This is a genomic window from Pseudomonas sp. GW821-FHT09D08, from assembly GCF_059416305.1.
Window position 1 is genome coordinate 506,074 of sequence record NZ_JBWKOX010000002.1, and the last position, 21,541, is coordinate 527,614.

The 21,541-nt window shown below is 62.5% G+C and carries 16 protein-coding genes; 7 read left to right on the plus strand and 9 right to left on the minus strand.

The features are described from left to right. Nucleotides 1–32: 32 nt before the first annotated feature. The 3 genes from AC07OP_RS05320 to AC07OP_RS05330 all read right to left on the minus strand — a co-directional run bounded on the left by AC07OP_RS05320 (nt 33) and on the right by AC07OP_RS05330 (nt 2,353). Nucleotides 33–293 (minus strand): hypothetical protein, encoded by a 261-nt coding sequence (locus tag AC07OP_RS05320; protein ID WP_495101118.1) that lies wholly within the window; start codon nt 291–293, stop codon nt 33–35. 97 nt (nt 294–390) lie between these two features. Further along, nucleotides 391–636 carry a hypothetical protein gene (locus AC07OP_RS05325; protein WP_495101117.1) on the minus strand — a complete coding sequence of 82 codons (246 nt, stop codon included), beginning with the start codon at nt 634–636 and terminating at the stop codon, nt 391–393. A 133-nt stretch (nt 637–769) separates the two neighbouring features. Then, nucleotides 770–2,353, minus strand: coding sequence for a peptide chain release factor 3 (locus AC07OP_RS05330; RefSeq protein WP_495101116.1), 1,584 nt, complete (start codon nt 2,351–2,353; stop codon nt 770–772). A gap of 295 nt (nt 2,354–2,648) precedes the next feature. Between AC07OP_RS05330 and AC07OP_RS05335 the strand changes: the two genes are divergently transcribed. From AC07OP_RS05335 to AC07OP_RS05355, 5 genes are all read left to right on the plus strand, one after another. Then, complete coding sequence (locus AC07OP_RS05335; RefSeq protein WP_262382155.1) at nt 2,649–3,401, plus strand: ABC transporter permease; 753 nt, start codon at nt 2,649–2,651, stop codon at nt 3,399–3,401. A gap of 20 nt (nt 3,402–3,421) precedes the next feature. Beyond that, entirely contained in the window at nt 3,422–4,315 is an 894-nt protein-coding gene (locus AC07OP_RS05340) for a glycine betaine ABC transporter substrate-binding protein (RefSeq protein ID WP_495101115.1), read from the plus strand. 12 nt (nt 4,316–4,327) lie between these two features. Further along, nucleotides 4,328–4,981 (plus strand): ABC transporter permease, encoded by a 654-nt coding sequence (locus AC07OP_RS05345; RefSeq protein ID WP_027604864.1) that lies wholly within the window; start codon nt 4,328–4,330, stop codon nt 4,979–4,981. Next, nucleotides 4,978–6,135 (plus strand): osmoprotectant ABC transporter ATP-binding protein OsmV, encoded by a 1,158-nt coding sequence (locus AC07OP_RS05350; RefSeq protein ID WP_017138294.1) that lies wholly within the window; start codon nt 4,978–4,980, stop codon nt 6,133–6,135. The genes AC07OP_RS05345 and AC07OP_RS05350 overlap by 4 nt, the downstream gene beginning before the upstream one ends. A gap of 400 nt (nt 6,136–6,535) precedes the next feature. Beyond that, nucleotides 6,536–7,699, plus strand: a complete 1,164-nt coding sequence (locus AC07OP_RS05355; protein ID WP_014716890.1) for a type III PLP-dependent enzyme — start codon at nt 6,536–6,538, stop codon at nt 7,697–7,699. Nucleotides 7,700–7,749: 50 nt separating this feature from the next. Here AC07OP_RS05355 and AC07OP_RS05360 read toward each other — a convergent pair whose 3' ends face one another. Then, nucleotides 7,750–8,499, minus strand: a complete 750-nt coding sequence (locus AC07OP_RS05360; RefSeq protein ID WP_368960596.1) for a tetratricopeptide repeat protein — start codon at nt 8,497–8,499, stop codon at nt 7,750–7,752. A gap of 1 nt (nt 8,500) precedes the next feature. After that, on the minus strand, nt 8,501–9,181 hold the full coding sequence (locus AC07OP_RS05365; protein WP_065947104.1) for a Fe2+-dependent dioxygenase: 681 nt from the start codon (nt 9,179–9,181) through the stop codon (nt 8,501–8,503). Nucleotides 9,182–9,387: 206 nt separating this feature from the next. On the opposite strand from AC07OP_RS05365, the gene AC07OP_RS05370 reads away from it, so the two are divergent. After that, the gene (locus tag AC07OP_RS05370) at nt 9,388–11,691 is read left to right on the plus strand and encodes a TonB-dependent receptor (RefSeq protein WP_495101114.1); all 2,304 of its coding nucleotides are present in this window, start codon (nt 9,388–9,390) and stop codon (nt 11,689–11,691) included. A gap of 132 nt (nt 11,692–11,823) precedes the next feature. Continuing rightward, nucleotides 11,824–14,349 (plus strand): PepSY domain-containing protein, encoded by a 2,526-nt coding sequence (locus AC07OP_RS05375; RefSeq protein WP_495101113.1) that lies wholly within the window; start codon nt 11,824–11,826, stop codon nt 14,347–14,349. Between the two features lie 60 nt (nt 14,350–14,409). Here AC07OP_RS05375 and AC07OP_RS05380 read toward each other — a convergent pair whose 3' ends face one another. Genes AC07OP_RS05380 through ptsP form a run of 4 tightly spaced genes read right to left on the minus strand, consistent with a single transcriptional unit; the run spans nt 14,410 to nt 21,496 of the window. Continuing rightward, nucleotides 14,410–15,951 (minus strand): alkaline phosphatase D family protein, encoded by a 1,542-nt coding sequence (locus AC07OP_RS05380; protein WP_495101112.1) that lies wholly within the window; start codon nt 15,949–15,951, stop codon nt 14,410–14,412. 44 nt (nt 15,952–15,995) lie between these two features. Continuing rightward, nucleotides 15,996–17,705 (minus strand): PTS fructose-like transporter subunit IIB, encoded by a 1,710-nt coding sequence (locus AC07OP_RS05385; protein ID WP_495101111.1) that lies wholly within the window; start codon nt 17,703–17,705, stop codon nt 15,996–15,998. 11 nt (nt 17,706–17,716) lie between these two features. Continuing rightward, a complete protein-coding gene (gene pfkB, locus AC07OP_RS05390; RefSeq protein WP_495101110.1) occupies nt 17,717–18,637 on the minus strand; it encodes a 1-phosphofructokinase in 921 nt (306 codons plus the stop codon). Beyond that, nucleotides 18,638–21,496, minus strand: a complete 2,859-nt coding sequence (gene ptsP, locus AC07OP_RS05395) for a phosphoenolpyruvate--protein phosphotransferase (protein WP_368960590.1) — start codon at nt 21,494–21,496, stop codon at nt 18,638–18,640. Nucleotides 21,497–21,541 lie beyond the last annotated feature (45 nt).

A 21,541-nucleotide genomic window follows, 5' to 3' on the forward strand; every position in this document is an offset into this window, starting at 1 on the left:
GTCCGGTAGGTGGGGCTTTTTTTCAGCTCGACTCAGGTATCGCTGTCACCCTCAGTGTCATCATCATCCGCAGGGGCTTGTTGGTCATCGTCATCCTTGGAGCCGCCCTGGTCCTCATCACCGGGCTCCGACTCGCTCTTGGCCAGTTGTAAACCACCCGCCTGCGCCGTTTTCGCCGCTACGAACCCTTGGACCTGGCTCTGCACTGCGGTATTGGCCCATGCAGAGGAGATCCCCAGCGATAACATCACCAGCACTTTTAGCAACATCACTAAACGTTGAAAAATACTCATGGTCAATTTCCGTCCAGTCAGTGAATCACTCGCGCCGGCGTTCGACCGGCGCTGTGAATTAAGCTAGTTCCGATCCTGGTTTTATGCCACTCGCGCGTCAGGTGTCACCATCGTCATAGGTTTCGCTGTCTTCCCCTTCGTTATAAGGGTTTTCTGCATCTTCCTTGGGCGCAGGCTGGACCTGGGGTTGCCAACTGCCGGAGTTGACCTCGTTCTGCTTTTTCTTGGTGGCCGGGCCGGTGTCTTTCCACTGCGGCACTCCTGCGCCCGCCAGTGCCGGAAGGGACGTCAGCCCCAGGACGGCCAGCAACACCAGGGGGATGGCGCGTTGAGCATTTCGCACGGTGATCTCCTTTGCAGTCGGTGGTTAAACGCTAGACCCGATGCCGGATTCTCGCCAATCCCATGCCTGGAGGAGAAAAAAATGTGGGAGGGGGCTTGCCCCCTCCCACATTTTGTTTTGCGGCGCTCAGACCTTAGTGGTGCTCGCGGGTCGCGCGGAATTTCACATCCGGCCAGCGCTCTTCCATCAGCGCCAGGTTGACCCGGGTCGGGGCCAGGTAGGTCAGGTGACCACCGCCGTCGAGCGCGAGGTTTTCCACGGCCTTGTTGGAGAACTCTTCCAGCTTCTTCTTATCGGCGCATTCGATCCAGCGCGCGGAGTACACGGTGATCGGCTCGTAGGAGCATTCGACCTTGTATTCCTCTTTCAAGCGGCTGGCGACCACATCGAACTGCAGCACACCCACGGCGCCGAGGATGATGTCGTTGCTGCGCTCGGGGAAGAACACCTGGGTAGCGCCCTCTTCCGCCAGTTGCTGCAGGCCTTGGCGCAGTTGCTTGGATTTCAGCGGATCGCGCAGGCGCACGCGACGGAACAGTTCCGGGGCGAAGTGCGGGATACCGGTGAAGCCCAGCGTTTCGCCCTCGGTGAAGGTGTCGCCGATCTGGATGGTGCCGTGGTTGTGCAGGCCGATGATGTCGCCGGCGTAGGCCTCTTCGAGCTGTTCACGCTCGGAGGAGAAGAACGTCAGGGCGTCGCCGATGCGCACGTCCTTGCCGGTGCGCACGTGGCGCATCTTCATGCCTTTTTCGTACTTGCCCGAGCAAATGCGCATGAAGGCAATACGGTCGCGGTGCTTGGGGTCCATGTTCGCCTGGATCTTGAACACGAAGCCGGTGAATTTCTCTTCCACCGGTTCCACGGTGCGCTCGTTGGCGACACGGGCCAGCGGCTTCGGTGCCCAGTTCACGACAGCGTCGAGCACGTGGTCGACGCCGAAGTTGCCCAGGGCGGTCCCGAAGAACACCGGGGTCAGCTGGCCGTCGAGGAATTCCTGCTGGTTGAACTCGTGGCAGGCGCCCTGAACCAGTTCCAACTGGTCGACAAAGCGCTCGTACTCGTCACCCAGGTGGGCGCGGGCTTCGTCGGAGTCGAGCTTCTCGATGATTTTCACATCGGTGCGTTCGTGGCCATGACCAGCGGTGTAGACAATGATGTAGTCGTCAGCCAGGTGGTACACGCCCTTGAAGTCGCGGTAGCAACCGATCGGCCAGGTGATCGGCGCAGCCTTGATCTTCAGGACGGCCTCGATTTCATCCAGCAATTCGATCGGGTCGCGGATATCGCGGTCGAGTTTGTTGATGAAGCTGACAATCGGCGTGTCACGCAGGCGGCACACGTCCATCAGCGCGATGGTACGCGGCTCGACGCCCTTACCGCCGTCGAGGACCATCAGTGCCGAGTCCACCGCGGTCAGGGTGCGGTAGGTGTCTTCGGAGAAGTCTTCGTGGCCCGGGGTGTCGAGCAGGTTGACCATGTGGTCGCGATACGGGAACTGCATGACCGACGTGGTAATGGAAATACCCCGTTGTTTTTCCATTTCCATCCAGTCGGAGGTGGCATGGCGGTCGGATTTGCGCGATTTCACCGTGCCGGCCACTGCGATCGCCTTGCCCATCAGCAGGAGCTTCTCGGTGATGGTGGTTTTACCGGCATCGGGGTGGGAAATAATGGCGAAAGTGCGGCGTTTCGCGACTTCGGCGGCCTGGTGGGTCATGGGAAATCGCCTGGCAGGTGAGTCAAAAAAGGGCGGCGAGTATAGCGCAAACCGCAGGTGCCGGACCACCGTTCACCCCATTGGGGGTGGCTAAATGCTGCCAAGTATGGAACCTTTTAAAAGGTAGAGACGTCCACTCCCCTGCTACCGCACTCGTAACAGGGGCTGAAAAATCAGCAAGTTAGCCTGACGAGGCTGCGCTCATGGCTCGATTTGATACCGCGTTGCCGGTATTGGCGAGCTGCTTTTCGCGACCCTATTCGCCGACAGCCAGGAATGGCATTGCCGCTCGGAAATGTGGTCGCCGACAAAAGAAAAAAGGAGTCCGCCTGTGGCTATTCGCTATGGCAAAGGGCTGATAGGAGGAGTGGTTGTCGTCGCTCTCCTGGCCCTGCTGGTCCACTGGATCGGCATCAACACGATCGAACTGTACCGCGACGATTTGTTGTTTTACCTGCAAGCTCATTTGATCCTGGTTCTAGTCTCCATGCTGGCCGCCCTCGTTGTGGGCATCCCCGCCGGTATCCTGCTCAGCCGACCGAACATGGTCGGGCGCGCAGAACGCTTCATGCAGATCTTCAACATCGGCAACACCGTCCCGCCCCTGGCCGTACTGGCCATCGCCCTCGGCGTCCTCGGCATCGGCAGTGGCCCGGCCATCTTCGCGCTGTTCCTCGCCTCCTTGTTGCCCATCGTGCGCAACACCTACGAAGGCCTCAAAAACGTTCAAGGCTCGCTGAAAGAAGCCGCCACCGGCATCGGCATGACCCCGCGCCAGGTGCTGTTTCGCGTCGAATTGCCGAACGCCGTGCCGATCATCATCGGCGGTGTGCGCGTAGCCCTGGCGATCAACGTCGGTACCGCGCCGCTGGCGTTCCTGATTGGTGCCAATAGCCTGGGCAGCCTGATTTTCCCCGGCATCGCCCTGAACAACCAGCCGCAACTGCTGCTCGGCGCCGCGTGCACCGCGTTGCTGGCGTTGCTGCTCGACGGCCTGGTAACCATGGCCAGCCGCCTCTGGCTGGAACGCGGGTTGCGTCCGTCTTAAGGCTTGGCAAAGGAATACACATGAAAAAATTCACCTTGATACTGAGCTGCGTCCTGCTGTTTGCAGGTTTTGCGCAAGCTGCCGAAAAACCCGTGATCCGCATTGGCGCCCGGGTGTTCACCGAACAGACCTTGCTGGCCGAAATCACCTCCCAGTACCTGCGCACCAAGGGCTATGACGCCCGCGTGACCGGCGGCCTGGGCAGCAACCTGGCGCGCAGTGCCCAGGAAAGCGGGCAACTGGACTTGATCTGGGAATACACCGGCGTGTCGCTGGTGGCCTACAACCATGTGGATGAGAAGCTCGACAGCGAACAGTCCTACGCCCGAGTGAAAGAACTCGACGCGAAAAAAGGCCTGGTCTGGCTGTCGCCGTCGCGCTTCAGCAACACCTACGCCCTGGCACTGCCCGAGAAAGTGGCCGAGGAGCATCCAGAGATCAACAGCATCAGCGACCTCACCAACGCCATGGCAGAAGACACCAAGGAACACCGCCTGGTGGCCCTGGACACCGAGTTCGCCAACCGCTCCGACGGCCTGGCCGGCATGGTCAAGCTGTATGACATGAACCTGACGCGCAAAAACACCCGGCAGATGGACGCGGGCCTGGTCTACACCGCCCTGCGTAACGGCCAAGTGTTTGCCGGCCTGGTCTACACCACCGACGGTCGCCTCAACGCGTTCAAATTGAAGCTGCTGGCCGACGACAAGCACTACTTCCCGGACTACACCGCCGCCCCCGTGGTGCGCCAGGTTTACCTCGACGCACACCCGCAGCTGGCCGCAGACCTTGCGCCTCTGGCCGCGCTGTTCGAAGACAAGACCATGCGCGAGTTGAACGCGCGGGTCGACGTCGACCATGAAAGCCCATCCGCTGTTGCCGCCGATTTCCTGCGCCAACATCCGATCAACTAAGAAGGAGAAGACATGGAATTCCTGAACGCCTTTTCCCATCTTGATTGGGCCCAGGTCCTGCACCTGACCTGGCAGCACATCACCCTGGTCGGTATCGCGGTGATCCTGGCGATTGTCGTCGGCGTGCCCCTCGGCGTGCTGATGACCCGCTTCCCGACCCTCGCCGGCCCTTTGCAAGCCAGCGCCACGGTGCTGCTGACCGTACCGTCCATCGCCCTGTTCGGCCTGCTGCTGCCGTTCTACTCCAAATTCGGCCAGGGCCTGGGGCCGATGCCGGCGATCACCGCCGTGTTCCTCTACTCCCTGCTGCCGATCATGCGTAACACCTACCTGGCCCTCACCGGCGTCGAGCCGGGCATCCGCGAAGCCGCCAAAGGCATCGGCATGACCTTCGGCCAGCGCCTGCGCATGGTCGAACTGCCCATCGCCGTGCCGGTGATCCTCGCCGGCGTGCGTACCGCCGTGGTGATGAACATTGGCGTCATGACCATCGCCGCCACCATCGGCGCCGGTGGCCTGGGTGTACTTATTCTGGCTTCCATCAGCCGCAGCGACATGTCGATGCTGATTGTCGGCGCCGTGCTGGTCAGTCTCCTGGCCATCTTCGCCGACCTGCTTCTGCAATGGCTGCAACGCTCGCTGACTCCAAAAGGACTGCTCAAATGATCGAACTTCAAAACCTGACCAAGACTTTTCAAAGCAACGGCAAAACTGTTTCGGCCGTGAACGACGTAAGCCTGACCGTCAACGAAGGCGAGATTTGCGTGTTCCTCGGCCCTTCGGGCTGCGGCAAGAGCACCACGCTGAAAATGATCAACCGCCTGATCAAGCCGACCTCGGGCAAGATCCTGATCAACGGCGAAGACACCACCGACCTCGATGAAGTGACCCTGCGTCGCAACATCGGCTACGTGATCCAGCAGATCGGCCTGTTCCCGAACATGACCATCGAGGAAAACATCGTGGTCGTGCCCAAGCTGCTGGGCTGGGACAAGCAGAAATGCCACGACCGCGCCCGCGAGTTGATGAGCATGATCAAGCTGGAACCCAAGCAGTACCTGCATCGCTACCCGCGTGAACTGTCGGGCGGCCAGCAACAGCGCATCGGTGTGATTCGTGCACTGGCGGCGGACGCGCCGCTGCTGCTGATGGATGAGCCGTTCGGCGCGGTCGACCCGATCAACCGCGAGATGATCCAGAACGAGTTCTTCGAGATGCAACGGGCGCTGAACAAGACCGTGATCATGGTCAGCCACGACATCGACGAAGCCATCAAGCTGGGTGACAAGATCGCCATCTTCCGCGCCGGCAAGCTGCTGCAGATCGATCATCCGGACACCCTGCTGGCCCATCCGGCCGACGAGTTCGTCAGCAACTTCGTGGGCCAGGACAGCACCCTCAAGCGCCTGTTGCTGGTGAAGGCTGAAGATGCGGCGGACAACGCCCCGTCGGTGAGCCCGGAAACCCCGGTGGCCGATGCCCTGGAGCTGATGGACGAAACTGACCGCCGCTATGTGGTAGTCACGTGCGCCGAGAACAAGGCGCTCGGCTATGTACGCCGTCGCGACCTGCACCGTCAGACCGGTACCTGCGGCCAGTACCTGCGCGAGTTCAACGCCACGGCGGCGTATGACGAGCATTTGCGCATCCTGTTGTCGCGCATGTACGAGTTCAACCGCTCGTGGTTGCCGGTGATGGATGCGGAGCGGGTGTTCCTGGGTGAAGTGACCCAGGAGTCGATTGCCGAGTACCTGAGTTCCGGTAAGTCCCGTGGGGGCAAGACCAGCATTGTCTCCCCCGCCGAGACCGCCCTGGCCTGATCTTATGTGGGAGGGGGCTTGCTCCCTCCCACATTTGGTCCCGCGATCTGTCAGGGAAACACCTTCAATTATCCCCATCCGGGGAACATCATTCCGTCACACGTGTCGGTTACATAAGTAGCTGCGCGCGGTCCCGCGACGAACGCGTGCAAAAACGCGACATTTTTAGTTGATCTATGGCCCCTCACGTCCTAAAGTTCGCGCCGAACGTCCATGCTGGAAACGATCCATCCGGCTCAAGTACTGACGACGAGACAGCAAGGCCAAGGGAAGCGACTATTCCCATGGCCTTTTTGCTTTCGGCGACATGCCTTGGGAAGTAGGCGAACCAAAGTGGGGATACGGAGGACGTTCATTTGCACCCATTGATCAATTTAGTTTGCCCTTAGGAGTTCCCAGCATGTCGATCAACGTCGAAGATTATTTCGCGCGCGCCACTTTTGACAAAATGAAGGCGTTCGCCGACAAACAGGAAACCCCGTTCGTGGTGATCGACACCGCGATGATCAGCCAGGCCTACGATGACCTGCGCGCCGGTTTCGAATTCGCCAAGGTGTATTACGCGGTCAAGGCCAACCCGGCCGTGGAGATCATCGACCTGCTGAAAGACAAGGGCTCGAGCTTCGACATCGCCTCGATCTACGAGCTGGACAAGGTCATGGACCGCGGCGTCAGCGCCGACCGTATCAGCTACGGCAACACCATCAAGAAATCCAAGGACATCCGCTACTTCTACGAGAAGGGCGTGCGCCTGTTCTCCACCGACTCCGAAGCCGACCTGCGCAACATCGCCAAGGCCGCGCCGGGTTCGAAAGTGTATGTACGTATCCTCACCGAAGGCTCGACCACGGCCGACTGGCCTTTGTCGCGCAAATTCGGCTGCCAGACCGACATGGCCATGGACCTGCTGATCCTGGCCCGTGACCTGGGCCTGGTGCCCTACGGCATTTCGTTCCACGTTGGCTCGCAGCAACGCGACATCAGCGTGTGGGACGCGGCAATCGCCAAGGTCAAGGTGATCTTCGAACGCCTGAAGGAAGAAGACGGTATCCACCTCAAGCTGATCAACATGGGCGGCGGCTTCCCGGCCAACTACATCACCCGCACCAACAGCCTGGAAACCTACGCCGAAGAAATCATCCGCTTCCTCAAGGAAGACTTCGGCGATGACCTGCCGGAAATCATCCTCGAGCCAGGCCGTTCGCTGATCGCCAACGCCGGCATCCTGGTCAGTGAAGTGGTATTGGTTGCCCGTAAATCCCGTACCGCCGTCGAGCGCTGGGTGTACACGGATGTGGGCAAGTTCTCCGGCCTGATCGAAACCATGGACGAAGCCATCAAGTTCCCGATCTGGACCGAGAAGAAAGGCGAGATGGAAGAAGTGGTCATCGCCGGCCCGACCTGCGACAGCGCCGACATCATGTACGAAAACTACAAGTACGGCCTGCCGCTGAACCTGGCGATCGGTGATCGCTTGTACTGGCTGTCGACCGGTGCCTACACCACCAGCTACAGCGCGGTTGAGTTCAATGGCTTTCCGCCGTTGAAGTCGTTCTACGTGTAAGACGCCCGCGCACAAAAAACCCATGACATCTCATGGGTTTTTTTTATGCCTCAGGCAAGGCTCACGGCCCGTTGGTGGAAGGCCTCGGCCAGCGCTCGAACCCGCGGATCACTCGCCGCCGCCAAGGCCGTGTGGGCTGTTCGCAGGAACTTCAGATTTCCGCCCGCCAGCGCCTTGCGCAACCACTCCAGCGCCGCCTCGACCTGGCCCCTGTCGGCCAACACCGCCGCGTAACTGAACTGCCCGCGAAAATCCCCGGCCTCGGCTGAGCGTCGATACCACTCCACAGCCGCCTCCAGGTCCCTCGGGCAAACCTGAGCGTCTTCCAGGTAGCGCCCCAGCAGGTTCATCGACTTGGCATGCCCCTGTTCTGCGGCTTGCCGATACAGGGCCATCGCGTGCTGCGGGTTCTCGGCAACACCCCGGCCCGTCGCCAGCAGATTGGCATAGTTGTACTGGCCCCAATCCAATCCCGCGTCTGCCGCCAAACGGTATTCCCGCGCAGCCGCCGCTTCGTCGATGGCACACCCCCAGCCATGCTCCAGGCAACGCCCGGCCATATTGCGCGCCATTAAATGCCCGCCCTGCGCCGCAATCTGGAACCACCGCAGCGCGAGCGCTTCGTCGCGCGCAATACCGCGGCCTTCCAACAGGATTTGCCCGAGCAAGGCCTGGGCATCCACCACGCCCTCCTTGGCCGCGATCAGAATCGCCTGGGCCGCACGCACCGGCGAGTCGTCGAGCATGCCCTGCAATTGCTCAACGTTGAGCACTTCTTCGCGGCGCAATAAAAAGCCCATGTCAGACCTCGACCCAGCGACGCAACAGGTTGTGATAGGTGCCGGTGAGCTGGATCAACCCAGGGTGGTCGGGTACATCACGGCTCAATTGCTGGATGGCGCCGTCCATCTCGAACAGCAGGGTGCGCTGGCTGTCTTCGCGCACCAGGCTTTGGGTCCAGAAAAACGCGGCATACCGCGCGCCTCGGGTCACGGCGTTGACTTTGTGCAGGCTGGAGCCTGGGTACAGCACCATATCGCCGGCCGGCAACTTCACGCGCTGCAGGCCGAAAGTGTCCTGGATCTCCAGTTCGCCGCCGTCATAGTCATCCGGATCGCTGAAGAACAGCGTGGACGACAGGTCCGTGCGCACCCGTTCATGGCTGCCCCTGGCCTGGCGCACGGCATTGTCGATATGGAAGTCGAAACTGCCACCGGCCGTGTAGCAATTGAGCAACGGCGGGAAGACCTTGTGCGGTAACGCCGCTGACATAAACAGAGGATTTTTCCACAACCGTTCGAGCATTGCCGCGCCGATCTCCTTGGCCAGCGGGTGGCCTTCGGGCAATTGCAGGTTGTGCTTGGCTTTGGCGGACTGGTGCCCGGCAGTGATTTTGCCATCGGCCCAATCGGCGGTTTCCAGGGCGTGGCGGATGCGCTGCACTTCCTCGCGAGAGAACAGGCCGGGAATGTGCAGCAACATGGGGCAATACCTGTAGGCAAAGAGGCGCCAATGGTATTGATTCTTATCCGCCCTGTAAAACGCCGGAGACGAACGAGAACGTAAAAATCGTAAGGCAAAAGTGTAAAGAATGTAAATTCAGTGCGAATAGTAATGTATCGCAATTGATAGAAAGTCTTGTTCGCCCTATATTCCGCGGCCTCACCTCCTTGGGGAAAGGACACGTCATGTCGCGCACCACCACAAAAACACCTGTTGGCTCACCCCGTATGCTGGCTTCGGCCATCGGCGTTGCGCTGAGCGCCAGCTCTGTCGCCCATCTGGCGCAGGCGGCCGAAGACACTGAACAAAAAGGCCAGCGCAACAGCATCGCCCTCGGCGCCACCAGCATCACCGGCGAAGAACAGGACAACACCGCGTACCAGGTCGAAAAAGCCTCGTCGCAAAAATACACCGCGCCGTTGGTGGACACGCCGCGCTCGGTGACCGTGGTGCCACAACAAGTCCTCAAGGACACCGCCGCCACCTCGTTGCAGGATGCCTTGCGCACCGTACCGGGGATTACCTTCGGCGCCGGCGAGGGCGGCAACCCGCAGGGCGACCGTCCATTCATCCGTGGTTTCGACGCCCAGGGCGACACCTACCTGGACGGTGTGCGCGACACCGGCGGCCAGAGCCGTGAGATTTTCGACATCGAGTCCATCGAAGTCAGCAAAGGCCCGAACTCCTCCTTCGGCGGTCGTGGCTCGGCCGGTGGCAGCCTCAACCTGGTGAGCAAGACCCCGCAAGCCCGGGACTTCACCAACGGCGGCTTCACTTACGGTTCCGACCAGACCCGCCGCTATGTACTCGACGTGAACCGTCAGTTCCTCGACGACAGCGCCGCGTTCCGCCTGAACCTGATGAGCCACGAACAGAACGTGGCTGGCCGTGACGCAGTCAATTACGACCGCTGGGGCGTGGCCCCATCGCTGACCTTCGGCCTGGGCACGCCGACCCGCGTCAACCTCAGCTACTACCATATGGAAAGCAATGACCTGCCGGATTCGGGCATTCCGTATGGCTACAGCTCTTCGACCGCCACCACCCACGTGCACGACAAACCCACCGACGGCGGCGACAGCAATAACTTCTACGGTCTCAAGGACCGCGACTTCCGCAAGACCCGCGCGGACATCAGCACGTTCTCCATCGAGCACGACCTGAACGACGACATGACGCTGAAAAACACCCTGCGCCATGGCAGCACCGGCCAGGACTACGTGCTCACGCAGCCGGACGATAGCCAACGCAACGTCAACCGTTTCGGCACGGTGTGGCGTCGCGCGAACACTCGCGTCTCCACCACCACGACCACCACCAACCAGACAGATCTGTTCGGCAATTTCCAGGCGCTTGGCTTCAAGCACAGCTACTCCACCGGCCTGGAATTCACCGGCGAAGAAACCCGCGTCAGCGGTTACACCGTCACACCGAACAGCAACCCGACGTGCACCGTGGCCGGCGGCGGCCGGGGTGGACAGTGCACCTCGCTGAGCAACCCGAATCCGGACGACGTCTGGACCGGCAGCATCGCGCGCAATTACAACGGCACCAACACCAAGGCCACCAGCCGTGCCGCCTATGTGTTCGACACCATCGAACTCGATCCGAAATGGCTGCTGAACGTCGGCCTGCGCTACGACACCTTCGACACCGAAGCCAACACCAACGCCGTACCGACCTCGACGGTCAAGGCACGCAGCAAGGTCAAGGACGACAGCCAGTTCTTCAACTGGCAGGCCGGCCTGGTCTGGAAGCCTTTGGAGAACGGCAGCATCTACACCTCCTACGCGACCTCGGCCTCACCGGCAGGTGGACTGGTGGGCGAAGGGGTCGACAACAATGCGATTCCTACCGGCATCAACACCAGCGACCTCAAGCCCGAAGAAACCGTCAACTACGAGCTGGGCACCAAGTGGGACCTGTTCCACAACCGCCTGTCCCTGTCTGCCGCAGTGTTCCGTACCGAGAAGAAAAACACCCGCATTCTGGTGGACTCCAACACCTACGAAACGGCAGGCGAGTCGCGGGTCGATGGCCTGGAACTGTCCGCCAGCGGCAAGATCACCGAACAATGGCAAGTATTCGCCGGCTACAGCTACCTGAAAGCCGAACTGGTTGACCCAGGCAAAAACGGCAACCGCCAGGGCGTCGTCCAGGCCGGTTCCAACAAAGGCAACCAAATGCCCAACACGCCGGAGAACTCGTTCAGCCTGTGGACCACCTATAACCTGACCCCGAAGCTGACCATCGGCGGTGGCGCGTTCTACGTCGATCAGGTTTACGGCGATGCGGCCAACACCGTGTATGTGCCCTCCTACACCCGCTACGACGCCATGGCCAGCTATAAGCTGAGCAAAAACGTCGACCTGCAATTGAACGTGCAGAACCTGACAGACAAGACCTATTACGACAAAGCCTACGCCTCGCACTTCGCCAACCAGGCGGCGGGCCGCACGGCGCTGCTGTCCACGAGTTTCCACTTCTAAACGGTCAGCAGCCCACAAAGCCCCACGCATCGGATGCGTGGGGCTTTTGCGTGTAAAACAGAATGTTTCTCGACAACCCACGGCATAATGCGCGCCGTGCCCTACATATTCAGATAGACGAGGCGGTCCGACGTGTTGAAGAAAACCCTGTTTCAGTTGCACTGGTTCTTCGGCATCACTGCCGGGCTGGTGCTGGCCTTGATGGGGATCACCGGGGCTGCGGTCTCGTTTCAGGATGAGATCCTGCGGGCGCTCAACCCAAGCGTGTTGAGCGTGGAGAAACGCGAAGCCGGCGTGCTGCCGCCCGCCGAGCTGGTGCGCAAGCTGGAAGCCACCGAAGGCAAGGCCGTGTCCATGCTGTGGGTGGAAAGCGAAAGCGGCAACGCCGCCCGCGTGTTCTTCACCCCGCCGCCGGGTGAGCGCCGTGGCCAGATGCGCTATTTCGACCCCTACACCGGCGACTACATGGGCGACGCGGTCGGCCAGGATGTACTCGGTTTTATCCTGCAACTGCACCGCTTCCTGGCCATGGGCGAAACCGGCCGGCAGATCACCGGCGCCTGCACGCTGATCCTGGTGTTCTTCTGCCTGTCCGGCCTGTACCTGCGCTGGCCGCGCCAGGTCGCCAACTGGCGTGCCTGGCTGACGCTGGACTGGCGCAAAAAGGGCCGCAGCTTCAACTGGGATTTGCATTCGGTGTTCGGCACCTGGTGCCTGCTGGCCTACCTGCTGGCGGCACTGACCGGCCTGTCCTGGTCCTACGACTGGTACAGCCAGGGCCTGACCAAACTGCTGTCCGACGCGCCGCAAAATGAACGGATGCGCAAGCGCGGCCCACCGCCCGAAGGCCCGACACCGGTGGCCAACTACGACGCGATCTGGAGCAGCATCTACAGCAACGCCGGCCCAGGCTTGAGTGCCTATAACATCCGCATGCCAGCCGTCGCCGGGCAACCCGCCATCGTCTATTACCTGCTCAAAGACTCCCCCCACGACCGCGCACTGAACCAGATCAACCTGGACCCGGCCACCGGCGAGGTCAAATCCCATGACACGTACGCCGGCAAAACCTTCAAGTCGCAGTTACTCACCAGCATCTACGCGCTGCACACCGGCAGTTATTTCGGCCTGGCGGGGCGCATTATCCTCACCGTCAGCTCGCTGCTCATGCCGTTGTTCTTCATCACCGGTTGGCTGCTGTACCTGGACCGTCGGCGCAAAAAGCGCCAGGTGCGCGACGCACGCAAAGGCCTCAGTGCCAACCACAGTGATGCCCCGGCCTGGCTGATCGGCTTTGCCAGCCAGAGCGGGTTTGCCGAGCAACTGGCCTGGCAGACCGCCGGACAACTGCAGGCGGCCGGCCTGCCGGTGAAGGTGCAGCCTCTGGGCAGTGTCAGCCAGGACGACTTGCGCCAGTCGGAAAATGCGCTGTTCGTAGTCAGCACCTTCGGCGACGGCGAAGCCCCCGACAGCGCCCGCGGTTTCGAGCGCAGCGTGCTCGGCCAGGATCTGTCGCTCAAGGGCCTGAACTACTCAGTACTGGCCCTGGGTGATCGCCAGTACCAACACTTCTGCGGCTTTGCCCGGCGCCTGCATTTCTGGCTGACCAACCAGGGCGGCAACCCCCTGTTCGCACCGGTCGAAGTGGACAGCGGCGACACCGTCGCCCTGCTGCACTGGCAACAACAACTTGGCCAATTGACGGGCCATGCACCAGCAGCAGCCTGGCCGACCGCCCAGTATGAAAACTGGACCCTGAGCCAGCGCGCCCTGCTTAACCCTGGCAGTACCGGTTCGGGCGTTTACCTGCTGGGCCTCACATCGCCATCGCCACAGCATTGGCTGGCCGGTGACCTGGTGGAAATCCTGCCGCGCAATGGTCCCAGGGCCATCGAGCACTTCCTCAAAGGCCTGGGCCTGGCCGGCACCGACGGCGTGCTGATCGACGGTTTGCCGCACACCCTCAATCAAGCCCTGGCGACCCGCCAACTGCCGGACAACCGCGCACACCTGGTAGGCCTGCATGCTCAAGCGCTGGTCAACGCGCTTGCTCCCCTGGGCATACGCGAGTACTCCATCGCCTCGATTGCCAGCGACGGCGTACTGGAGCTGATCGTGCGCCAGGAACGCCACCCGGATGGCAGCCTGGGCCTGGGTTCAGGCTGGCTCACCGAACATGCCGCGATGGGCTCCTCGATCAGCCTGCGCCTGCGCCGTAACAGCGGTTTCCATCTGCCAGAGGCGCCGGTACCGTTGATCCTGCTGGGTAACGGCACCGGCCTGGCCGGTTTGCGCAGCCTGCTCAAGGCGCGCATTGCCGATGGCCAGCAGCGCAACTGGCTGCTGTTCGGCGAACGCACCCTCGCCCACGACTACCTGTGCCGGGACGAACTGCAAGGCTGGCTGGCCAGTGGTGACCTGGCCCTGCTGGACCTGGCGTTTTCCCGGGATCAGGTGGAGAAAATCTACGTGCAGGATCGCCTGCGCGAATCCGCCGATGTCCTGCGTAAATGGCTCGCGGACGGCGCGGCGATTTATGTGTGCGGCAGCTTGCAGGGGATGGCGACGGGCGTGGACCAGGCGCTGGTCGACATCCTCGGGAGTGAGACGGTGGAGCGTTTGATCGAACAAGGTCGCTACCGCCGGGATGTCTACTGATGTGATCCAATGTGGGAGGGGGCAAGCCCCTCCCACATTTGGATTGGATTGCATTTCAAGTCAGGTGGGTTGCAGCTTCTGTTCGAATACCGAGACCCCATCCAGGTCGCGCAAAATCACGGTCAACTCCGCTGTCTGCCCGTCAATCTGCACTTCGCCAAAAAACTGAAACCCGGCAAACGGCGAGGTGTTCTGCGCGGGCGGGGCCTTCTCGAACACCACCTCAGGGCCAAAGGTTTTATCCAAGGGATTCGGACCGAAGCTGCCCGCATTCAGAGGCCCGGCGACAAACTCCCAGAACGGCTCGAAATCCTGGAACGCCGCCCGATCCGGGTGATAGTGATGGGCCGCGCAGTAATGCACATCCGCCGTCAGCCACACATGGTTGCGCACTTTCTGCGCGCGCAGAAAGCCGAGTAATTCGGCGATTTCCAGCTCGCGGCCCTGCGCCGGGCCTGGGTCATTGTTGGCAATGGCTTCCCAGCGCGGTACGCCGGGGCTGACTTCGCCGTCGGGCACGCCGAGGCCGATGGGCATGTCGGCGGCGATCACCTTCCACTGGGCCTGGGAGGCCTTGAGTTCGCGCTTGAGCCAGTCCAACTGCTCGCGGCCGAGGAAGGGTTTTTCACCGCCCAGGTTGTCATCGTTGGGGCCGCGATAGCTGCGCATGTCGAGCACGAATACATCCAGCAGCGGGCCATAACTGAGCGTGCGATAAATCCGCCCGCCGCCGTCCGCGCTTTGCCGGCGCATGGGTGAATACTCCAGCCAGGCCTGGCGTGCGTGGCCCACCAAGGTGTTGATGTCCTTGGTCTGGTAGCGCTCGTCGAGTTGCTTGCCGGGCGACCAGTTATTCACCACTTCATGGTCATCCCACTGCCAGATCTGCGGCACCTCGGCATTGAAGCGAAGCACGTTTTCATCCAGCAGGTTGTAGCGGTAGTTGCCGCGATATTCGTCGAGGGTTTCGGCGACCTTGCTCTTGGCTTCGGTGGTGATATTGCGCCAGATGCGCCCGCCCTCGGTGGGCAACTGCGCGGGCACCGGGCCGTCGGCGTAGATGGTGTCGCCGCTGTGGATAAAGAAGTCCGGCAGGCGCAGGCGCATGGCTTCGTAGATGCGCATACCGCCGATGTCCGGGTTGATGCCAAAGCCTTGGCCGACGGTGTCGCCGCTCCACACAAAACGGATGTCGCGGCGTTGTTGCGGCACGCTGCGCAAGTGGCCGAACCACGGCTCGCTGGCGACGCCGGTCTGGGCGTCTTCAAAGTGCACGCGGTAGAAAATCGCCTGATCGGCGGGCAGTCCGGTGAGTTCGACGCGGGCGGTAAAGTCGGTGCGGTTGTCGGCCAGGGGCGAGACGAATTTGCGCGGGTTGCTGAACACGCTGCGGGTGTCCCACTCCACCACCATGCGCGCCGGGCGGTCGCTGCGGCTCCAGATCATCGCGCGGTCACCCAGCACATCGCCGGACTGCACGCCGTCGGTGAGTTGCGGCCGGTCCTTGACCGACGCGATCACCGCCGGGGCCAGGCCCGGCAGCAACAGGCCGGCGCCGACGGCTTGCATCACACGGCGACGGCCGAGATCGAAGTGGCTCATGCAGGTGCCCTCTTGAGTATCAAAAGGGCCACTAAAGCATGCGCTTATGACACCGGTGCGACAGCCAGCTCCACCGCTTCCGGACGCTTGATCAGCGCATACACCAAACCGGTCAGCAGGCTACCGGCAACAATCGCCAGCAGGTACAGCAGCGCGTGGTTCATCGCATTCGGAATGATCAACACAAACAGGCCGCCATGGGGGGCGGCCAGTTTGCAGCCGAAGTACATCGACAGCGCCCCGGTCAACGCGCCACCGGCGATGCTGGCCGGGATCACGCGCAACGGGTCCTTGGCGGCAAACGGGATCGCGCCTTCGGAGATAAAGCACATGCCCAGGATCATCGCGGCCTTGCCGGCCTCGCGTTCAGTCTGGGCGAACTTGCGTCGCGCCAGGAACGTGGCGATGCCCATGCCGATTGGCGGCACCATGCCGGCGGCCATGGTCGCGGCCATCGGTGCGCCGCTCTGTGCCGCCAGCAAGCCGACGGAAAACGCATACGCCGCCTTGTTGATCGGCCCGCCCAGATCGACACACATCATGCCGCCCAACAAGATGCCCAGCAGCACCGCATTGGTGGTGCCCATGGTCGCGAGAAAATCGGTCAGGCCCGTGAGCATGCGCGCCACCGGTGGCCCCACCAGGTAGATCATCGCCAGGCCCGTGAACAGGCTCGCCAGCAACGGGATGATCAGGATCGGCTTGAGTGCTTCCAGGCTCTGCGGCAACTTCACCGCACGGGTGATCAGCTTGACGCAATAACCGGCGAGAAACCCGGCGAAAATCCCGCCGATAAAACCGGCTCCCAAAGTGCCCGCCAACAGGCCACCAATCATGCCGGGGGCAATGCCCGGGCGGTCGGCAATCGAGTAGGCGATATAACCCGCCAGCAGCGGCACCATCAGCATAAAGGCGCGGTCGCCGACGGTTTTCAGCGCCGCCGCCAACGTGCCTTCCTGCTCAAACGCATGGATGCCGAACACGAACGACAAGGCGATCAGCAAACCGCCCGCCACCACCATCGGCAACATGAACGACACACCGGTCAGCAGGTGTTTGTAGACGCCGGTTTTTTCTTGCTTGGCCACGGCACCGCTGGCGGCACTTTCCACCGCGCCTTCGGCCAGGGCCTTGTTGAGGGTCGCCTCGGATTGCTTGAGCGCAATACCGGTGCCGCAACGGTAGATCTTCTTGCCGGCGAAACGCTCGGTGGCCACTTCAATGTCGGCCGCCAGCAGCACTACGTCGGCATTCGCGATGGCCTCGGGGCTCAACGGCGTACGCGCACCGACCGAGCCTTGGGTCTCGACCTGCAAGTCATAGCCCAGGCGTTTGGCCGTCTGCTGCAAGGCTTCGGCGGCCATGAAGGTATGGGCCACACCGGTGGGGCAGGCCGTGACGGCCACGATACGCGGCGCATTTTGAGCTGCCTGTGCCGTCGCAATGTAGACCTCGGCCTCCTGCGCGCCCCGGCGCAACACCGCCTCGACGTCCGCCAGCGCCTGGGCCGGTGTGCTCTGGAACACCCGCTTGCCGACAAACCGCTGCATATCCACCGCCGTGCTGCTGACCAGCAACACCCATTCGGCGTCGTCGATGGTGGCCTGGGACAACTGGCGCTCCGGGCGCTGTACGTCCACCACCTCGACGCTGGTGCTCCAGCCCTGGCGTTGCGCGGCAGCGTCCAACAAGCGGGCGCACAGCACACTGGTGACCATGCCGTTGGGGCAGGCAGTAACAATGGCTAACTTCATGACAATCCCTCTTATTGTTCTGTCAGCGGGCGTACAGCGACGCCGCTTTCAAGACGCGCCAGCTGCGCGGCGTCGCGGATGCCGAAACCGATCTGTGTCACCGCCATGGCAGCAATTGCCGTGGCGCGGCGCAGGGTTTGTTCAGGCGCTTCAGACTCAAGCAAACCGTGGAGCATCCCGGCCAGCAGCGAGTCGCCGGCGCCTACCGTACTGGCCACCGTCACCTTGGGCGGCGTGGCATGCAGGGTCGCAGCCCGGCTGTACCAGCTCACGCCCGCGGCACCGTCGGAGACGACCACATGTTCAACGCCCTGCTGATGCAGTTGGCTGATGACGTTGGTGGCATCCCCCAGGGCCTCGGCGAGCTCTTCGGTATTGGGTTTGATCAACCACGGGGCCGCCTTGAGACCGGCACGCAGCGCCTCGCCGCTGGTGTCCAGGGCGACTTTCAAGCCCAGACGCTTCAGGTGTTCCAACAGCCCCTGCAACCACTGCGGGCTGATGCCACACGGCAAGCTGCCCGCGACGACCACCGCATCATGGCCCGGCGCAATGCGCGTCAATTGGTCGAGCAACGCCTGCTGCGCCTGCCCACTGACCAACGGCCCCGGCGCATTGATATCGGTGACCCGGCCGTCCTGCTCGGCAATCTTGATATTGCTGCGGGTTTCGCCGGGCACGCGGATAAACGCGTCGGCAAAACCACGTTGTGCAATCAGCGCCTCGAAGGCTTGGGGATTGTCCTCGCCGAGAAAACCGCCCACGGTCACTTGATGGCCCAGGTCGGCCAGGACTTGCGCCACATTCACGCCCTTGCCGGCGGCATGGGTGAGCAGGGTTTCGCTGCGGTTGACTTCACCCGGTTCCAGGTGCGCCAGGCGTACCGTCAGGTCCAACGCCGGGTTCAGCGTCAGGGTCAGAATCCTTGCCATCTACACGGCCTCCACAAGGGCACGCACCTCGGCGGGCGAACCCACCGCCAGTGCTTTTTGCGCCAGGCCCTGGGCCTCGCTCAGACTGAATTCACGCACCCGCGCCTTCACTTCGGGAATGCTGCGGGCCGACACGCTCAACTCATCCACACCCAAGCCGACCAGCACCGGCACCGCCAGCGGGTCCGCCGCCAGTTCGCCGCACACGCCGACCCATTTGCCATGGGCATGGGCCGCACGCACGGTGATGTCGATCAGTTGCAGCACCGCCGGGTGCAGGCCATCGGCCTGGGCCGACAAGGTCGGGTGGCCTCGGTCGATGGCGAGGGTGTACTGGGTCAGGTCGTTCGTGCCGACACTGAAGAAGTCCACTTCCTTGGCCAGCACCGGCGCCAACAGCGCGGCGGACGGGATTTCGATCATGATCCCCAGTTGCAGGTCGGCCACCGGGATTTCCAGGCGCAGGCGTTCGGTCATGTCGCGGGCCGCACGCCATTCATCCACGCTGCCGACCATGGGGAACATGATGCGCAACGGGCGGTTATCCGCCGAGCGCAGCAGTGCGCGTAATTGCGCTTCCATGATCTGCGGGCGTTGCAGGGTCAGGCGAATACCGCGTACGCCGAGGAAGGGGTTTTCTTCCTCGGCAATCGGCCAATACGGCAGCGGTTTGTCGCCGCCCACATCAAGGGTGCGCACCACCAGCGGGCGGCCACCGAGGCCGTCGAGCACACGGCGGTACTCGGCTTCCTGGGTGGCTTCGTCCGGGGCTTGGGGGTGGGCCATGAAAATCAGTTCGGTGCGCAGCAGGCCAATGCCTTCGGCGCCCTGCTCCACGGCGCTGGCCACACCGGCGCTTTCGCCGATATTGGCGAACACCTCCACGGCGTGACCATCAAGGGTCAGCGCCGGCTCGTGGCGCTGGGCCGAGGCGGCCTGCAAGCGTTGCTCACGGGTATCGCGCTCGACGGTGGCACGTTGCAGGGTGGCTGCATCGGGGTCTACATGCAGGCGACCGCGCTGGCCATCCAGCAACAACGGCGTGCCGGCGGCCAGCAGCAATACCGCCGGGCCGGCACCGACCAACGCGGGAATACCGAGGGCCCGCGCGACAATGGCGCTGTGGGCGGTTGCGCCGCCACGGGCGGTGAGGATGCCGGCGACACGGGCCGGGTCCAGGCGTGCGACGTCGGAAGGGCCGACTTCGTCCATTACCAGGATGTAGGGTTCGCTCGGCTCCTGGGCGGTTTCAACGCCGCACAATTGCGCCAGCACCCGGCGACCGATGTCGCGCAGGTCGGCGGCGCGCTCGGCAAGCAACGCGTCCTGCAACGATTCCTGCTGCCTGGCGGCGGCTTCGATCACGCTCATCCACGCCGCTTGTGCGCTTTCACCTTGCTTGAGACGGGTGTCGACTTCGTCGGTGAGTTCCGGGTCGTCGAGCATTTCCTGGTGGGTGATGAAAATCTCGCGGATGGCTTTGGCCTGGCTGCGTTCGATCAGGCCCTGGATATCCCGGCGCACATCGGCCAGGGCATCCTGCAGGCGCTGGCGCTCAATGGCCGAGGACTCACCGCGCAAGGGGTAATCGAACACCTGTTGAATCTGGATATGTGCAGGACCAATGGCAATGCCCGGCGCCGCAGCGATGGCCTGGAGCTGGCTGCCGGCCTGTGGCGCGCTGATCACTGGCGCAATATCAAGGGCTTCAGGCTGTGCGCTCACGGTCGGCAGTGGCTCGACCTCTTCGCCCAGGCCCTCTTCGACAGCGGCCAGCAGCGCGGGCAACGCATCGCCGGCAATCGTCGGTTCAGCAACAAATTCCAGCACCTGGCCACGCCGGGCGCCAAGGCTCAGCAGCTTGCTCAGGCTCTTCACCGACACGGCGCCTACCGGGCCGTCAACGATGCGCACGCGGATGTCGCCTTCAAAACTTTTGGCCAATTGCGCGAGGATCTTCGCCGGCCGTGCGTGCAGGCCGTGGGCGTTAGCCAGGGTGATGCGGGCGCTGGGCCAGTCAGCTGGCAGCTCGCCGCCGAGCACTTCGAGCACCGCGCGGCTGCTGGTGGCGCGGCCCAATTCCTGGCCACGGCCTTCAATCAACAAGGCGCACAAGCGTTCAAGCAAGGCCTGATGGGCTTCACCCAGGCTGGCCAGGCAGAACAGACCGTTTAGGGGCTGGCCGAGATAGCGCATGGGCTTGTCGGGCGTAACAAACGCCAGGCCCGGGCGCTTGACCGTCTGCTCGCTGTGCAGCCACCACAGGCCATCACCCAGGGGCAGCGCATCGACCTGCTGCAGCACTGCGGCAAACCCATTGCTGACGCAATCGGCCTGGCGCAGCAGGCGTGCGCCTCTCCAGACAAGCTCTTCGAAGTCATCGGCAGACACGCCCAGGCTGATCATCTGCGCGTCCAGCGCCAGCTCCTGGGGTGCGCCCTGCAGCAGTTTCAGCAAGGCTTCAGCCGTGCCGGCGCGGCGCAACGCCTGGCCCAGGTCGGTTTCACCGAGGGCACGGGTGAGCAGTTGCAGCAGGCGCAGGTGTTCGTCAGATTTGGCGGCAATACCAATGGCCAGGTACACAATCTGCCCATCGCCCCAGTCCACCCCTTCGGGGAACTGCAACAGGCGCACGCCGGTGGAAAACACCTGGTCGCGGGTTTCGGGGGTGCCATGGGGGATGGCAATACCTTGGCCAAGAAAGGTCGAGCCTTGGGCTTCACGGGCTTGCAAGCCGCTGAGATATCCCTCGGCGACCAGGCCATCGGCCACCAGTTTGTCAGCGAGCAGGTGCAGGGCAGCAGATTTATCCACAGCCACCTGGCCCATGGAAATCTGCTCTACAGTGAGCTCAAGCATGCCGTTCTCCTAGTTTAGTGCGATGGACGCACTAGGTATTGTTTT

Coding starts and splice junctions, on each gene's coding strand:
- pfkB (WP_495101110.1), bottom strand. CDS start 18,637: ATGGCAAGGATTCTGACCCTGACGCTGAACCCGGCGTTGGACCTGACG.
- AC07OP_RS05320 (WP_495101118.1), bottom strand. CDS start 293: ATGAGTATTTTTCAACGTTTAGTGATGTTGCTAAAAGTGCTGGTGATG.
- AC07OP_RS05370 (WP_495101114.1), top strand. CDS start 9,388: ATGTCGCGCACCACCACAAAAACACCTGTTGGCTCACCCCGTATGCTG.
- AC07OP_RS05350 (WP_017138294.1), top strand. CDS start 4,978: ATGATCGAACTTCAAAACCTGACCAAGACTTTTCAAAGCAACGGCAAA.
- AC07OP_RS05355 (WP_014716890.1), top strand. CDS start 6,536: ATGTCGATCAACGTCGAAGATTATTTCGCGCGCGCCACTTTTGACAAA.
- AC07OP_RS05345 (WP_027604864.1), top strand. CDS start 4,328: ATGGAATTCCTGAACGCCTTTTCCCATCTTGATTGGGCCCAGGTCCTG.
- AC07OP_RS05360 (WP_368960596.1), bottom strand. CDS start 8,499: ATGGGCTTTTTATTGCGCCGCGAAGAAGTGCTCAACGTTGAGCAATTG.
- AC07OP_RS05330 (WP_495101116.1), bottom strand. CDS start 2,353: ATGACCCACCAGGCCGCCGAAGTCGCGAAACGCCGCACTTTCGCCATT.
- AC07OP_RS05385 (WP_495101111.1), bottom strand. CDS start 17,705: ATGAAGTTAGCCATTGTTACTGCCTGCCCCAACGGCATGGTCACCAGT.
- AC07OP_RS05340 (WP_495101115.1), top strand. CDS start 3,422: ATGAAAAAATTCACCTTGATACTGAGCTGCGTCCTGCTGTTTGCAGGT.
- AC07OP_RS05335 (WP_262382155.1), top strand. CDS start 2,649: ATGTGGTCGCCGACAAAAGAAAAAAGGAGTCCGCCTGTGGCTATTCGC.
- ptsP (WP_368960590.1), bottom strand. CDS start 21,496: ATGCTTGAGCTCACTGTAGAGCAGATTTCCATGGGCCAGGTGGCTGTG.
- AC07OP_RS05380 (WP_495101112.1), bottom strand. CDS start 15,951: ATGAGCCACTTCGATCTCGGCCGTCGCCGTGTGATGCAAGCCGTCGGC.
- AC07OP_RS05365 (WP_065947104.1), bottom strand. CDS start 9,181: ATGTTGCTGCACATTCCCGGCCTGTTCTCTCGCGAGGAAGTGCAGCGC.